The organism is Deefgea tanakiae, from assembly GCF_019665765.1.
GTDB lineage: Bacteria > Pseudomonadota > Gammaproteobacteria > Burkholderiales > Chitinibacteraceae > Deefgea > Deefgea tanakiae.
Map to the genome: position 1 here is coordinate 2,487,485 of NZ_CP081150.1, position 15,708 is coordinate 2,503,192.

12 protein-coding genes, 2 tRNA genes and 1 rRNA gene are annotated in these 15,708 nt (G+C 49.4%); 4 read left to right on the forward strand and 11 right to left on the reverse strand.

Going from position 1 to position 15,708, the window contains the following annotated elements; genetic code table 11:
• Positions 1 to 356 precede the first annotated feature (356 nt).
• From K4H28_RS11555 to K4H28_RS11590, 8 genes are all read right to left on the reverse strand, one after another.
• A tRNA-Ala gene (locus tag K4H28_RS11555) sits at positions 357 to 432 on the reverse strand.
• An 8-nt stretch (positions 433 to 440) separates the two neighbouring features.
• Positions 441 to 517, reverse strand: a tRNA-Ile gene (locus tag K4H28_RS11560).
• Positions 518 to 621: 104 nt separating this feature from the next.
• Positions 622 to 2,155: ribosomal RNA gene (locus tag K4H28_RS11565) — 16S ribosomal RNA — on the reverse strand.
• Between the two features lie 407 nt (positions 2,156 to 2,562).
• Positions 2,563 to 3,726, reverse strand: coding sequence for a THUMP domain-containing class I SAM-dependent RNA methyltransferase (locus tag K4H28_RS11570; RefSeq protein ID WP_255573511.1), 1,164 nt, complete (start codon positions 3,724 to 3,726; stop codon positions 2,563 to 2,565).
• 19 nt (positions 3,727 to 3,745) lie between these two features.
• Positions 3,746 to 6,583 (reverse strand): ATP-binding protein, encoded by a 2,838-nt coding sequence (locus K4H28_RS11575; protein ID WP_221005342.1) that lies wholly within the window; start codon positions 6,581 to 6,583, stop codon positions 3,746 to 3,748.
• On the reverse strand, positions 6,570 to 7,106 hold the full coding sequence (locus K4H28_RS11580) for a GNAT family N-acetyltransferase (protein ID WP_221005343.1): 537 nt from the start codon (positions 7,104 to 7,106) through the stop codon (positions 6,570 to 6,572). Before K4H28_RS11580 ends, K4H28_RS11575 begins: the two co-directional genes overlap by 14 nt.
• Positions 7,103 to 7,765, reverse strand: a complete 663-nt coding sequence (locus K4H28_RS11585; RefSeq protein WP_221005344.1) for a hypothetical protein — start codon at positions 7,763 to 7,765, stop codon at positions 7,103 to 7,105. Before K4H28_RS11585 ends, K4H28_RS11580 begins: the two co-directional genes overlap by 4 nt.
• Positions 7,765 to 9,048 (reverse strand): hypothetical protein, encoded by a 1,284-nt coding sequence (locus tag K4H28_RS11590; RefSeq protein ID WP_221005345.1) that lies wholly within the window; start codon positions 9,046 to 9,048, stop codon positions 7,765 to 7,767. Before K4H28_RS11590 ends, K4H28_RS11585 begins: the two co-directional genes overlap by 1 nt.
• A 470-nt stretch (positions 9,049 to 9,518) precedes the next feature.
• Here K4H28_RS11590 and K4H28_RS11595 point away from each other — a divergent pair, with 470 nt between their 5' ends.
• The 3 genes from K4H28_RS11595 (at position 9,519) to K4H28_RS11605 (ending at position 12,289) form a co-directional block, all read left to right on the forward strand.
• Entirely contained in the window at positions 9,519 to 10,067 is a 549-nt protein-coding gene (locus tag K4H28_RS11595) for a superoxide dismutase family protein (protein ID WP_221005346.1), read from the forward strand.
• Between the two features lie 328 nt (positions 10,068 to 10,395).
• A complete protein-coding gene (locus tag K4H28_RS11600) occupies positions 10,396 to 11,697 on the forward strand; it encodes a GGDEF domain-containing protein (RefSeq protein WP_221005347.1) in 1,302 nt (433 codons plus the stop codon).
• 175 nt (positions 11,698 to 11,872) lie between these two features.
• A complete protein-coding gene (locus K4H28_RS11605) occupies positions 11,873 to 12,289 on the forward strand; it encodes an SRPBCC family protein (protein ID WP_221005348.1) in 417 nt (138 codons plus the stop codon).
• A gap of 202 nt (positions 12,290 to 12,491) precedes the next feature.
• Here the strand turns inward: K4H28_RS11605 and obgE are convergent, their stop codons facing one another.
• The 3 genes from obgE to rplU form a co-directional block, all read right to left on the reverse strand.
• On the reverse strand, positions 12,492 to 13,652 hold the full coding sequence (gene obgE / locus K4H28_RS11610; protein ID WP_221005349.1) for a GTPase ObgE: 1,161 nt from the start codon (positions 13,650 to 13,652) through the stop codon (positions 12,492 to 12,494).
• A 190-nt stretch (positions 13,653 to 13,842) separates the two neighbouring features.
• Entirely contained in the window at positions 13,843 to 14,124 is a 282-nt protein-coding gene (gene rpmA / locus K4H28_RS11615; protein ID WP_173533190.1) for a 50S ribosomal protein L27, read from the reverse strand.
• Between the two features lie 15 nt (positions 14,125 to 14,139).
• Positions 14,140 to 14,451 carry a 50S ribosomal protein L21 gene (rplU, locus tag K4H28_RS11620; protein WP_221005350.1) on the reverse strand — a complete coding sequence of 104 codons (312 nt, stop codon included), beginning with the start codon at positions 14,449 to 14,451 and terminating at the stop codon, positions 14,140 to 14,142.
• 235 nt (positions 14,452 to 14,686) lie between these two features.
• On the opposite strand from rplU, the gene ispB reads away from it, so the two are divergent.
• Positions 14,687 to 15,649: an octaprenyl diphosphate synthase gene (gene ispB, locus K4H28_RS11625; protein WP_221008035.1), complete on the forward strand. Its 963-nt coding sequence runs from the start codon at positions 14,687 to 14,689 to the stop codon at positions 15,647 to 15,649.
• The last annotated feature ends 59 nt before the right edge of the window (positions 15,650 to 15,708 follow it).

The following is a 15,708-nucleotide window of genomic DNA, read 5'->3' on the forward strand; positions in this document are numbered from 1 at the left end:
CACGTAAACGTATTTCAAGTTACTGAAATCGTATTTGCGACTTGCAAGTGAGTTCTCATTTCACTTGCGGTTCAATCAAACTGGCATGAGACCAATTCAACTGAACAGATACAATCAACCCAATATATTTACTTTGAAATCAAATTTATCCATCACTGCAAGCAGTAATCTCTAAATCTAATTCCACAACAATGTTTATTGGAATTAATTACTTCTTCTATTTTGTTAAAGATCGATATTTCAATTCACTTTCGTGAATCATTCTAATTTTAGAAACCAGAATAAAATACACTGCACAATACATCGTGCAATCCATAGAATTCTATTTTCTACTAGGTAGTTCCAGACCAAACTAATGGTGGAGGCTAACGGACTCGAACCGTTCACCCCCTGCTTGCAAAGCAGGTGCTCTACCAGATGAGCTAAGCCCCCAACTAAGGTGGTGGGTCAGATAGGAATCGAACCTATGACCCCCGCGTTATCAACACGGTGCTCTAACCAACTGAGCTACTGACCCATATCGTTGTCATCTCAATTCAGATTATTCATCTCAATCAATCCGACATTCTTCAAATCTACAGCCGATGAGTGTGAGTACTTAATTTGTTCGTCTTTCTCTTGAAAGGAGGTGATCCAGCCGCAGGTTCCCCTACGGCTACCTTGTTACGACTTCACCCCAGTCATGAATCCCACCGTGGTAAGCGGCCTCCTTGCGGTTAGCCTACCTACTTCTGGTGAAACCCACTCCCATGGTGTGACGGGCGGTGTGTACAAGGCCCGGGAACGTATTCACCGCGACATGCTGATCCGCGATTACTAGCGATTCCGACTTCATGCACTCGAGTTGCAGAGTGCAATCCGGACTACGATCGGTTTTGTGAGATTGGCACCCCCTCGCGGGTTAGCGACCCTCTGTACCGACCATTGTATGACGTGTGAAGCCCTGGTCATAAGGGCCATGAGGACTTGACGTCATCCCCACCTTCCTCCGGTTTGTCACCGGCAGTCCCATTAAAGTGCTCAACTAAATGTTAGCAACTAATGGCAAGGGTTGCGCTCGTTGCGGGACTTAACCCAACATCTCACGACACGAGCTGACGACAGCCATGCAGCACCTGTGTTACGGTTCCCGAAGGCACTCCTCTATCTCTAAAGGATTCCGTACATGTCAAGACCAGGTAAGGTTTTTCGCGTTGCATCGAATTAATCCACATCATCCACCGCTTGTGCGGGCCCCCGTCAATTCCTTTGAGTTTTAGTCTTGCGACCGTACTCCCCAGGCGGTCTACTTCACGCGTTAGCTGCGTTACTAAGCTCCGAAAAGCCCAACAACTAGTAGACATCGTTTAGGGCGTGGACTACCAGGGTATCTAATCCTGTTTGCTCCCCACGCTTTCGTCCATGAGTGTCAGTATTAGGCCAGGGGGTTGCCTTCGCCATCGGTGTTCCTCCACATCTCTACGCATTTCACTGCTACACGTGGAATTCCACCCCCCTCTCCCATACTCTAGCGAGACAGTCATAAACGCAATTCCTAGGTTGAGCCCAGGGATTTCACGTCTATCTTATCAAGCCACCTGCGGACGCTTTACGCCCAGTAATTCCGATTAACGCTTGGACCCTACGTATTACCGCGGCTGCTGGCACGTAGTTAGCCGGTCCTTATTCTTCGGGTACTGTCATCCCCAGTAGTTATTAGCCACTAGGATTTCCTCCCCGACAAAAGCGCTTTACAACCCGAAGGCCTTCTTCACGCACGCGGCATTGCTGGATCAGGCTTTCGCCCATTGTCCAAGATTCCCCACTGCTGCCTCCCGTAGGAGTCTGGACCGTGTCTCAGTTCCAGTGTGGCGGATCGTCCTCTAAGACCCGCTACTGATCGTTGCCTTGGTAGGCCTTTACCCTACCAACTAGCTAATCAGCCATCGGCTGCTCCAATAACGTGAGGCCTTGCGGTCCCCCACTTTCCCCCTCAGGGCGTATGCGGTATTAGCACTCCTTTCGAAGCGTTATCCCCCATTACTGGGTACATTCCGATGTATTACTCACCCGTTCGCCACTCGTCAGCGGTGCAAGCACCCTGTTACCGTTCGACTTGCATGTGTAAAGCATGCCGCCAGCGTTCAATCTGAGCCAGGATCAAACTCTTTCGTTTAATCTCTGTGCTAATTTTGTACTACTTGGCTTGCGCTCAAAACTTAAAGCGCCTCGATGTAAACATCGAGTTATTTCTCATTTGTGAATGCAAGCACTTGTTTGACTTGCAAATCAAGCACTCACACTCATCGGCTGTATTTTGTTAAAGATCAGTGGCTTAGACACCGAAACTTGCTTTAGAACCGCTTGTTTCGTTTGCTGTGTCAGCAGCAGAGAGGCCGAACTATACCCACACGACCGAAACACGTCAACACCTGCGTACAAAGAAAATAGAACTAAGGCGATAAGTCGTTGTTTTAAATAAAAACAAACTTCACACAAAACAGAAGCAAAACTACAAAAGCAAAAGGGCGCTGACGCGCCCTTTGTTAAAACCACAGCCATAAACCAGCAAAACAACTCGATTTATTCTTCTTTTGGCTTATCTCGATTGCCGCCAGCGATCATTTTGTATTCAAACAGGCGACATTCCAGCGGACCATTAAATAAAACCGTGCGTTTTGAAGCTTTCAAGCGCATATGTTTTGGCATATCTAAGTCTGCGGTAAGGAAATATGTATTCCAACCTGCAAAGCGTTGTTTCAACACCGTAGCCCATTGTGGATATAGAGTTGCTAAATGCTCTTTCTCATCCATACGCGCACCATACGGCGGGTTGCAGACCCACACACCGGACTCAGCCGGCGGTTTTGCATCTAAGACATTCAATTGCTTTAACTGAATACTGTCTTGCATGCCTGCCGCTTCGATATTCGCTTTAGCGTGAATCAGCACAGTGCTTGATACATCGCTTCCCATGATGACATTCGGTGCAGCGCTCAACTCTTGCGCTTTGGCTTCGGCCAAAATGCTATTCCAGAAGGTTTGATCGAACATGCGCATTTTTTGGAATGCAAATTGACGATCCATACCCGGTGCTACACGACGTGCAATCATGGCAGCTTCAACAAGGAAGGTACCTGAACCGCACATTGGATCGTAAAACGCTTGATCCGGCGTCCAGCCACTGAGGGACAAAATGCCCGCTGCTAGATTTTCACGCAATGGCGCATCGCCCGTTTCAACGCGATATCCGCGCTTAAATAGTGGCTCGCCCGAAGTATCGAGATACAAGGTAACGTTTTTCTCTGACAGATAAACATTAATTCGCATATCAGGCGCTTCAGTATCGACGCTAGGACGATTGCCACATTTGAGGCGAAAACGATCACAGATGCCGTCTTTGACTTTCAGCGCGACAAAGTTAGTACTGCGTACTGGTGAACGAACGGCAGTCACGCTGACTTTAATCGTATTGTCGACTGCAAAAATCTCAGCCCATTCGGTATCGCGTGCCAAACGGAAAATATCGTCTTCCGAGCGATATGGTTTTTCTACTAATTTCCACAAAACGCGACTTGCAACGCGTGAATATAGATTGGCTTTGTACATCAAAGTCCATGGGCCAGAAAAAGCCACGCCACCATCGGTAACGTGAATCTTCTTGGCAGCTAAGGCCTCAAGCTCTTTTTCCAGTACGGTTTCAAGGCCGCGCGGGCATGGCGCAAAAAAATCAAAAATTTGTAGCACTAATATTCTTCTATAAAAACTAAACGGATGTTGCCACTTTACTCGCATCGAGCACATTTTGCTCGGTACGACGACGGGTTTGCATAATGAGCGGTGCCCAAGTTTCGCCCGGACGCTTTTTCCGCGTCGTTAGCGTTAATTCGGCCGGCCCATACACATTGGTATTGTGCGTCAGTGGTGTCGTAATCAAATATTGTGCATTAGTGGCTTTCAGGAAAGCGCCGACGCGGTCAATATTGAAAATATCCAAATGCGCGAATGGCTCGTCGATAAACACAAAGCCGGATGGATTGCTTTCATCCATCATCAAGCCAATCAGCAGAATGAGCGATTTCATCACCTGCTGGCCGCCCGATGCTTCGCCATCGTTCAAGCCCATCATGCCTTTTTGGTCGAAATTGAAACGTGCCGTCAGGCCAGCTTGCGCCAGTACCACATCGTCGTTTTCCAAGTGTGGCATATCGAGCTCAACATCGATCCCCGCCAACTCGCCCAAGCCGCGCACATTACGGCCATAGGCGCGCACTGTCGCACGTAATTTATTGATATACGCTGCGCGTGCTTCGTCGGTCAGTTGCGCAGTGCGGTCGACCTCTTGACGATGGCCAACTGATTCGCCTTCCAGTGCCTTGTAGTCATTCACCAGTTTATCGCGGCGTTGGACGATGGTTTCGTCCTTTTCCCAATGCGCTTGGCTCAATTGCTCGGCTTGGCGCGCCATCATATGCCGTACTTCGGATACGCTGTTGTAGTCTTCTTTCAACTGGCGCAGCGTCGCTGGCACCAACCATGCTGGCAATGCTTTTTCTTTCAAGACGCGAATCATGCCCAACTGACGACTAATTTCATTGCGTTGGCGCTGTAACTGCGCCTGCATTTCATCAATGGCACGCTGCAATTGATCACGCTCGATTTCAATTTTTTGGGCGCCCAAACGCAAATCAGCACGACCTTCGCGTGACGATTCCAGCGCGGCTTGCGCTGCGGCCAATTCGGCACCGAGGCGCTGTACCGCCGCCTGCTCTTCTGGATAACGCGCGGCGGCTGACGCCAATTCAGCTTGGCGACTCGCCAACTGCACCACGGCTTGCATGCCCATCAATTGTTGGGTAATCGCCGCGATGTCGCGCATTAGGCTACTGAGATCGGCTTCTTTATTCAGAATTTCTTCATTTAATGCTTTTAAGCGCAAAGCGATGTCCGACAAACGCGTATGTCGCGCAGCTTCACCAAAGGCATAATCACGGGTATCAACGCCGATAAATCGCGCACCACGGCGTTCACGCAGATACCCCTCCCGCGTAATCCAATCACCATTAATTCGAGCGCCCGCTTCAACTGATTTTACGCGTTGAATACCATTCAGCTGCCGTGTCAGCCACGCAGGCACTGGCGCTTTAAAATCAAGAATTTCTAAAATCGAACCCAAAGTCGCACGCGGCGCGGGCTCACGCTCTGACACAATAAAGCTGCGATAACGCAAGCGCTCGCCCACTTCCCAAGCGCGCTGTTTATCAGCCTCGCGCTGCAACAAGATCAAATGCTTCGATGGCGCGAGCAATGCTTCAACGGCATCTTGCCAAGTATTGTCTTTCACTTCGCAAATTTCAGTCAGCAATTGATGCGGAATACCGGCCGCATCCAGCGCAGAGCGCATTTGTCGCACGAACTCAGGCGACGGTGCTTTACCCGCTTGCAAGGCAAATTGCGCCTCGGACAATTGCTGGCGTTCTTCTTTAGCATTTTTCAGCCAGAGCTTCAAATCGCCCTCTTGCTGCTTTAACTCACCCAAGCGGTCATTCAAGCCAACCGCATCGGCGCCATGCTCTCGCTCGGCGAGTTCACGCAGGCGCTCACCCTCTTTAATCAGTTTTTCCGTATCGCGCGCGGCATCGCGAACCGCTTGGAACGCCTGAAACTGCAAATCGTAATCGGCTTTACTGAGCTGCTCGCCATTCAAGGTTTGCTGCGCGGCAGTGCGCGCCACGGCGAGCTGCTTTTCCAGCTGCGCCAAATCGCCACGGCGATGCCACAAGCTGCGGCGATTTTGCTTAAATTGCGTTAGGTAATTGCGTAGATTGTCTTGCGCTTCGGCCACTTGCAGCGCCGGAATCACTTCCTGCTCCAAACGCACGGTATCGGTACTGAGCGAGCACCATTCCAAATAGCTACTCGCGCGCAGGCGGAAACGCTCGACATCCAAACCAAGCTGCGACAGCTGCTGGTTCATCTTATCCAACTCACCCTCGGCCTCGCGCAAGCGCACTTTGGCTTCTTGGTAATGATCGAGCACTTCTTTGTCGCCAAACACCTGAAACACCAAATCCAATAGTGTTTTAGGGGAGTATTCGCATAGCTTGTCGGTATCACCCTGCTCTAAGGCCAATACCTCGGCAATCGCCGGTGTTAAACCTGCTTGTTCCAAGCGGCGACGGTAATCACCCACGCCGAGCCATTGCAGATTATTCTCGGTCGTACCATCAAGCTGCGCGTCGCCTTCGGCAATCGCGTACTGGCGCACCCAATCACCGCCCTGCTTTTTAATCCGACAAAACAGCGTCACCGTCTCACTAGCGAGCGGGAAAAACAAATACGGAAAAAATCCACCACCGGTGCGTTTGGGATTGCTCACCACCGCACGCAACCACGCGATATTTTCTTTGTTATTACGAACATAACGTTTGTAGTCACGGCGACCCGAGCATTTCAGCGCCAACATCGTGCGCAATGCATCGAGCAGCGTCGTCTTACCCGAACCATTTGGCCCCACCACTGTAACGATTTGCGCATCGAGTGGCACTGAAATCCGTTGCCAGAAATCCCAGTGAACCATTTCCAAAGTTTTAATCTGGAACATTTTGACTTCCTTGTAATGTTTGCTGCCATTCCGTTGCTAGCAAACCTAAAACCACTTGATCTTGCGGCACTCCGCCAATCAAAAAATGCTCACGCAAAAGGCCTTCCTGCTGAAAACCCAATGTTTTAGCGAGAGCAAGCGAAGCCACATTTTCAGCCGAAATCATCAAACCTAAGCGGCGATAACCCACGGCAAACAACTGTGCAATCCACATCTTCATTGCTTGAGTTGCCAATCCGCGCTGACGCCATTGCGGCAATAGTGCGTATGTCAATTCGGCGTATCGCATTTGCGTGGAACGCTGCCGAGCCCCAACCATGCCAATTGTATTGCCCTCTAACTCAAGCACATAAATGAGCTCTGCCGAATCATTGAGCGTTAATTCAACGGCAGATTCAGCAATTCGGCTCGACAACTCGGCGACGGACAATAGATTTAACGGCATAAAACGCAAAGACTCTGCATCGATCCGCAGAGACATTAAAAAATCAACATCATCGCGTGTCGCTGGACGCAAAATCATTCTTGCAACTCAGCTTCTGGCGCAAGTTTGGTATCGGTCAATTTCAAAATATCCGCCAGCGCACCATTGATAATGCGTGGCGCGAGTTTGGCGTAGTCGATCATCAGGTCGAGCAGTGGGCCTTCGTGAATCATCCGATTACGGCGTACCACGAAACCCAATTTTGAAAGTTGGCCCAAATTAGTCGCAAAGCGCATTTTACCGCCGAGCACTTTGCCGAAATCGGCATACAGCGCGTCTTCCGAAATGCCTTGCGCGACGCCGTCACCGTGTTCAATCGGCTTTTCTGCGCCAAACATATCACTTTGATCTTCATTGCCGACTTCAACGCGGGCAATTTGCCGTTCGCGTTTTGGCAAAATAATCAGCGCCCAAACAACGACCAGCAGCGCAATCCCGTCGCGCGGCAGACCCATATTGTTGGATAACCAATTTTCACCTTCGCCAAACACCCATTCTTCCATTTGCGGCTGCAGTGCCACTGCGATGTGTTCGGCATAGGGATTTTCTAATAATTGCAGACCACAATCAGCAAGACGATGCTCAAGCGACTCGCGAAATGCTTCGTCAATCAAGGCGCGGCGCGCGAGTGGGTCTTTGCGTAACACAAAACGCTGCGCCAACAGGCGAGCGACTAAAATATTCAGGGCTTGATCCATTACTTATCAGCCTTATTCAAAACAGTAGACAACAGTCGCCCAGCGCTAATGCTGGCAACTTCGGGATGATTGGGCTCGTGCAATTCGCCAGTAATTTCAATGCTTAATGGCAGCTTCACAATATCGGCGACAATGCTTTTCTCTAGCGCGGCTTCGGCGTCGCCGAGCAGCGACAACAGCGAGAGTCGATACGCGGTTTCTTTGTAAGTGGGTGCCAGCACGGCCGTTGGCAAATCAGCACCTAGGCCATTGGCTGCCATTTGTTGCAATTCTTCATACAACGCTTCTGCCAACATCAGGCGTTCGGCCTCGATTTCCCCAACCTCTTGCGCCGCAGCACCTTGCGGCATTTCACTGACCACATTCACTGGGCGCTCGCGCTCCAGCACTTCAAACTCGGTAATATCGAGCAACACATCCGACACGACAAACGCCGGCTCTGGATGGAACAACACTAGGTCGCGCCCCAAATCAGCGAGTTTTTCCTGCGTTTGCTGGCGCAACCAATCGGCGACATTGGTCGTCGATAAGCCCGACTGCCCTAAATGCACGCGCTGCGACGCCAGCTCAGACAAGCGGCGATGAAAAACCGAAGTCAAACGCAGCATTCTGGCTTGTGCCAAGGCAATCGATTGCGCGATTTGATACACGCGCGGATCGGTTTCTTCGTCGGTCAGCACCGTGCGAATGACGTCGGTGCCTTTTTCGACCCACTGCCAGACTTTTTCCAGTTTTTCCCGCGCGGCGCGAATTTGGAATTCAGATTGCGACTCGAGCGCGGCTTCAAAATCGGCGTATAGCTCATTCAAGCGCGCCAATAAATTAAGCAAAACTTCGTTCGACACTTGGCCGAGCGATTGCCCTGCGGCGACTTGCGAAGTGAGATAGCCAAGCTCGGCATCACCATCGGCAAACTGCACCACCGTACCAAGCGCCGCCAGCGCAACGCGGCCGGATTCAGACATCGCGTACAGTTGCTCGTCGCCATCCCAAATCAACAGACCGTTTTCGCGCAAGCGTTTGAGCACCGTGTCGAGCTTGATGGAATTCAAATAGGAAAAATGCGATTGCAAATCTTGCGGTGACCAGCGCGGCGCATCGGCGCGCGCGCCAATTTCACGCAAAATCAGCAGCCGAACGAGCACTTCATCGTCGCCACCGCGAAACAGCGTAATAAACGCATCCAGATAATGCCGCGCCCGCAACAAACTCGCCATTGAAGGCAAATCATCCGGCGCAAAGCCATTGGCAAAAAATTGGGAGAGATCGTTTTCGTCTTGCATGGGAATGACAAAATTCAGGGAGGAGCAAGGCTAAAGCTAAACGGCGGGAAAGACAATCCTTTTCGACTGATGGCGACAGCTAAAAACGGTTGGATTCGACGATTCGCGGCGGTATTAATGAAGATAAAAATAGCGGGCATAATCTCAAACCATAGAGACACCTCACAAAAACCACAAAAAAGCAGACGTATAGCCAGCAAGCATTATTAAACAATCACTAGATCAATATACTTATAATATTGCCATTGGTTATGGCGCTCTATCATGATCACTGCTGATGACCACCGCTAGTTATCAAACTAAGCTGAATCGTTCAATTCCGTAGACTCTCAATGCGACAGCATGTGACTTATCTTTGAATGCTGCAAAAGCCTATCCAGTAACGACCGCTAAAACATCATTTGTATTAAATCTGCTTGCTAATCCACTACGCGAACATAGGCTAAGAAATTCATGAAATGGAGAAAATCATGTACTTACATCATCATTATCTATTGCTACCGATTACAGCGCTTGCGCTAAGCAGCTGCGCGACACAAGAACAGCACTCACCGATGGCGCATGCCAAGCTGCAAGCGGCAGAATCACAAACGGCCTCGGGAATGGTGATGTTTCATCAAATGGATGGCCACCTGATGGTTCACGCCAAAGTTACCGGCTTAACGCCTAATTCTGAACATGGTTTTCACATTCACGACAACGGTGATTGCAGTAAGGCTGACTTCACTAGCGCGGGAGGCCATTTTAATCCCAGCCAACAAGCCCATGGCATGCAAGAAGGCGAACATCATGTCGGTGATATGCCCAACCTAACTGCGGACAAGATGGGAAATGTGAACGCCAAGTTTATGTTACATACGGCCAGCCTGACTCCAGACGCACTCAATAATGTCATGGGGCGTGCAGTGATCATTCATGCCAATCCCGATGATTTCAAAAGCCAACCCGCAGGTAACTCGGGGCCGCGCATAGCTTGCGGAGTGATCGTAGAAAAGAAGATGCACAGTGGCCCTCATTAATTGAACTGAATTTCATTGCAACTTCTTAGCCGCAACGCTATGGGGTACTGAACAAAGCACTCGTGAATCGCTAGAGCACGCTCAGCTTATTCCAGCCGATGATGATTGCGGTTTGCTACTTGCCGACTATAGCAATACATCATCAAAATCATTATTCTACTCCTGGAGGTACTGCTGGCCCCGTGGGCAAAGCCCATCGCAAAGAAAAACGTCCCGAGGTGATTATCCTAACCTCGAAGCCGACTTGGCCGATATACAGCAATAAAACCCTCACCCACTCAATCACAAAGGCATCTATAGTAATAAAAACCAAGAATAGGGTTTTGCCATGAATTCCACTTCCAGCAATATTCTACGTTATGCACTGATTTTTCTGATTTTAGTGTCAATTGGGGTGCTGACGTGGCAGCACTTTGGCATGGAACGCAAACTGAGAATCGACGCTAATTCTGCACATCAATTTATCGCTGTTGATGACCGTACTCAGGGGGGCAAAAGCGTTGCTCATTTAAGTAAAGTCAACGACGCGATGGTGATGAAGTGCAAAATTGCCAAGAGCGAATATCAATGGCCATACTGCCAAATCCGTATCCAGCTCACCAAAATGCCTTCTGGAATGGACCTTTCTCACTTTGACGATATCGATTTCAACTTAAGTCGAAGTGGGCCAGGACCAGAAAAAGTCCGAGTATATTTGAATAATTTTGAAGCCTACTCAAAGATCAACGACAGCAGCACATTAAAAGTCAATGAGCTTTTACTTGATACGAAAGGGGCAGACATGGCATCGAGCCACATTCCCTTAAATCTATTTCGTGTGGCTTCATGGTGGGTTGAATATAAAAATATTCCACTCATTGATACGGATATGCAAGTCGATAATGTCCCGATCATTGAAATATCAACACCAGGTTTTGCCCCCGAAGGTGAGCATGAAATAACATTCAAATACATCGAGTTTCATGGCAAATGGCTGAGCCTAACCCAAGTATTACTAGGAATTGTGAGCGCATGGTTGACTTTCGGTGTTGCATGGCTTGGTTTTGAGATATTCCAATACCGCCAGCGCCTAAGCCAAGAAAGATCACAGCGTAGCGAATTAGAAGTCATCAATCGTGTACTCGAGATACAAGCAGAGGTATTGAGTAACCAAGCTCAAATCGACCCATTAACTGGAGCGCTCAATCGCGCCGGGCTTAACAATTTACTAAGCAAGAAATGGCCTGGAGAAATACCAAAGGACGCCCAATTGAGTATTTTGTTTGCCGATCTCGATCACTTCAAACGAATTAACGACACCCACGGGCACGCAGTCGGCGATGAAGTTCTGCAACAATTTGCCCAATTGGTGAAAAGCAAAATTCGAAAAAGCGATGGTTTTGTTCGTTGGGGTGGTGAAGAATTTTTGGTCGCTTGCCCAGAAATGCCACATGATTTGGCCGTGAAACTCGCAGAAAACATCAGAGACAGCGCCGAAAAATCAAGCTGGCCACACTCAATTGCAGTTACATGCTCCTGCGGTGTAGCAACACGAAATCACGGAGAGGATTTCAACGCATTGATTGAGCGCGCGGATATCGCGCTTTATCGTGCAAAAAAAGGCGGCCGAAACCGAGTGGAAATTGGGTAAAACTGAAGATCACGGCACGCTGAAAATCACTTTTATTTTTCCATCAAAACAAAATGAATGGGTATATAAACCCAAGCATTATTTAATAAAGACTTGAATCAAATACCCATTAAATCCGATATTGAGGTCCCCCGCCAATCAAACGACATTTTACTTCTCACTTTTGAGGCTTTTCATGCAAGTAGAACACCGAATCACAATCAATGCTTCCCCAGAAACAGTCTTCCGAATCTACGAAAATGTCCAAAACTGGCACACGTGGGACCCTGACACAAAGCAGGCTTTTCTTGACAGCCCATTTCAAGTCGGCAGCCGCGGCAAAATCACGCCACCAAAGGGGATGACCGTACCCATGCTACTGACGCAAGTGGAGCCCAATAAGTGCTTCACCGTCGAATCAAAAATTCCCTTGTTTCGCATGCTATTCGAACACGAACTAGTCCCAGTATCAGGTGCGACCGAGGTCGTCCACAGGGTTACATTTTCAGGCTTGCTGTCATTTTTACTGGGACCAATGCTGTCTAAGCAATTGAATTCGGGACTTCCGGTTACTCTGCGCAATTTGAAAGCACTGGCAGAAGCGTCAACCTAGATCAAAAATGAGTCAGCAATCATATAGAAGAAAGCCCAAATTAAACGTATATGGTTACAAGCATTGATAAATTTTGGCTAGGCTCAAATACCCATATAAAATCAACAAAAAAATCCCCGCCAATTGAGCGGGGATTTTTTTGTATCGAATATTCACTACGAGGGCTTGCTGCAGGTCGCCCCGTTGCTTATCCGAGTGGCATTTACTTCACATCACCCGCTTCCAACGCTGCAGCACGTGCAGCCAACAGCGCAGCTTTTTCTTCGGCGAGGCGAGCGGCTTCTACTGCAGCAGCTTCCTTGGCGATTTTTTTCGCGGCGTCGAGGTAATCCATAATCGCGTAAGTCAAATCGCGGCAACCTTCACCGGTCAAACCTGCGATCACGAACAAGCGCGGCTTGAGTGGCTCAAAATCGGCGTATGGATTTTGCTCACCCGCATCCCAACCATAAGCTTCCAAGAAGGCGGCGACCCGTTCTTCGCGCTCGTCTTCCGGAATCATGTCGACTTTATTGAGCACCAACCAACGTGGTTTTTGATGCAAATCTTCGTCGTATTTACGCAGTTCTTCAACAATCGCTTTGGCTTCTGCAACAGGATCAGTATCAGCATCAAACGGCGCCAAGTCGACCAAGTGCAACAAAATACCGGTGCGTTGCAAATGCTTCAAGAAACGATGACCCAAGCCAGCGCCTTCTGCTGCGCCTTCGATCAGACCGGGAACGTCGGCAATGACGAAGCTGCGGTTTTCATCAATACGCACTACACCCAGATTCGGGTGCAAGGTGGTAAATGGATAATCTGCGACTTTTGGCTTGGCGGCAGATACAGCGCGAATAAACGTAGATTTGCCCGCGTTAGGCATACCCAGCAAACCCACATCGGCCAGCACTTTCAATTCCAAACGCAAATCACGGCGCTCGCCTTCGAAACCGGGCGTCGTTTGACGTGGCGCACGATTGGTCGATGATTTGAAATGCAAATTACCAAAGCCGCCGGTGCCGCCTTTGGCAATCGCCACGCGCAGACCGTTGGTGGTCAAATCAGCAACCACTTCGCCTGTGTCTTGATCGGTAATCACTGTGCCAATTGGCATCCGCAATTCGATATCGTCGCCGCCCTTGCCGTAGCAATCCGCACCGCGACCATTATCGCCATCACGTGCTTTGTATTTTTTCTGGAAACGGTAATCAACCAAGGTGTTGATGTCTTCATCGGCAATCGCCCAAACGGTACCGCCTTTACCACCGTCGCCACCATCGGGACCACCACGGGGTACGAATTTTTCGCGGCGCATACTGGCTGAACCATTGCCGCCTTTACCGCCAATCACTTCTACACGGGCTTCATCAATAAATTTCATCTTTTTCTCCTAGCGATCTCGGTGCAAAGCATGGGTATTGCTTTGCAGGCGAAGTGGCTTGTTGCATGGAACTAGATACCTATAAACCCATCCAACAAACCGCTTAGACTTAAAACCGCATCGTATTTATAAAACAAAAAAAGCCCTATCGCATGGACAGGGCTTTCAAACCTACCAAAGAAGCCGCAAATTAAGCAGCAGCTTCTTCTTCGCCAACGTATGGCAATACAGTTACAGTGCGGCGTTTCAAAGCGCCCTTCACTGCGTACTGTACGTAACCATCGCACTTAGCGAACAAAGTATGATCTTTACCCATACCGACATTGTCACCAGCGTGGAATTCAGTACCACGTTGACGAACAATGATTGAACCTGCAGGGATCAACTCGCCGCCGTATACTTTGATACCGAGGCGTTTTGATTCTGAATCACGACCGTTACGTGAACTACCACCAGCTTTCTTATGTGCCATTATTTAGCTCCTTAATTAAGCGACGATAGCGTCGATACGGATTTCAGTGAAATTCTGGCGGTGACCAGCGCGGCGCATGTAGTGTTTACGACGACGCATTTTGAAAATGCGTACTTTTTCGCCACGACCTTGCGATACTACAGTTGCCTTGATGGATGCACCAGCAACCAAAGGCGCGCCGATTTGTACGGCTTCACCGTTTGCAACCATCAATACTTCTTCGAGTACGATCTGGCTGTCAACGTCTGCAGTAATCTGTTCTATGTTCAATTTTTGACCGACAACAACTTTATATTGTTTGCCACCGGTTTTTACGACTGCATACATAACAAGCTCCTAGGGAGTTTGGCCCAACACGCGGCATAAACGCTCGCGTGCCTTCCCAAAATTGGGAATCGGGCATTCTACTAACGATTCCCAATAGAGTCAAGCACTTAACTGAGCCAACACCGCCAAACAAGACGGCATTTATAGTTTCCTGCTAGAATCGCGGGATTATATTCAATTTGGCGGCGCGGGTTTTGGTGCGCGCCATCACAATCAGGGTGAATCCAGCGTGTCGATGAAGTTTGTTAAATCGGTCATAGATGCCGATATGGCCTCGGTAGATAACGTCATTCGTGACCGTTTATATTCAGAAGTCGTCTTGGTGCGCCAAGTGGCCGAGTACATTGTGGCCTCAGGCGGCAAGCGTTTGCGGCCAATGATTGTGCTGCTGGCAGCGCAAGCTTTGGGCTATCAGGGCCACAAACATCACGAACTAGCTGCGGTGATTGAATTCATCCATACCGCAACGCTACTCCACGACGATGTGGTCGATGAGTCCAGCCTGCGTCGTGGCCGCGATACGGCCAATGCGCTGTTTGGCAATGCCGCGTCCGTGTTGGTTGGCGATTTTTTATACAGCCGTGCATTTCAAATCATGGTCGGCTGCGGCTCGATGCGCGTGATGGAAGTGCTTTCTGACGCGACCAATATCATCGCCGAAGGCGAGGTGTTGCAATTAATGAACATCGGCAACACCGACATCGATGAAGACGATTACCTCAAAGTTATCCGTTACAAAACCGCCAAACTCTTTGAAGCCGCGGCGCGCCTCGGGGCAATCTTGACCGACAGCGATGCCGCAACGGAAGACGCGATTGCGCGCTACGGCATGCATTTGGGTACCGCGTTCCAAATCGTTGACGACGTACTCGATTACTCTGGCAAGCAAGAAGAAATCGGTAAATCACTCGGGGACGACTTGGCCGAAGGCAAACCAACGCTACCGCTGATTTATGTGATGAAATATGGTGAAGCGAACGCCGCTGCCGTGGTTAAAGACGCACTCGAAAACGCCAAGCGTGAAAACTTTGATGCCGTACTGGCCGCTGTTCAGCAATCGGGCGCACTCGATTACGCACGCAAAACCGCCGAAGCAGAAGCCGAACGCGCCAAAGCCTGCCTCGCTAATCTGCCCGACAATCCATATACCCAGTGCTTGCATGCTTTAGCAACGCTGGCGATTGATCGGAACAGCTAAAGAAAAAGCCCAAGCTTCAAACCTTGGGCTTTTTTACGTAGTCTTAATCCTGCAAATCC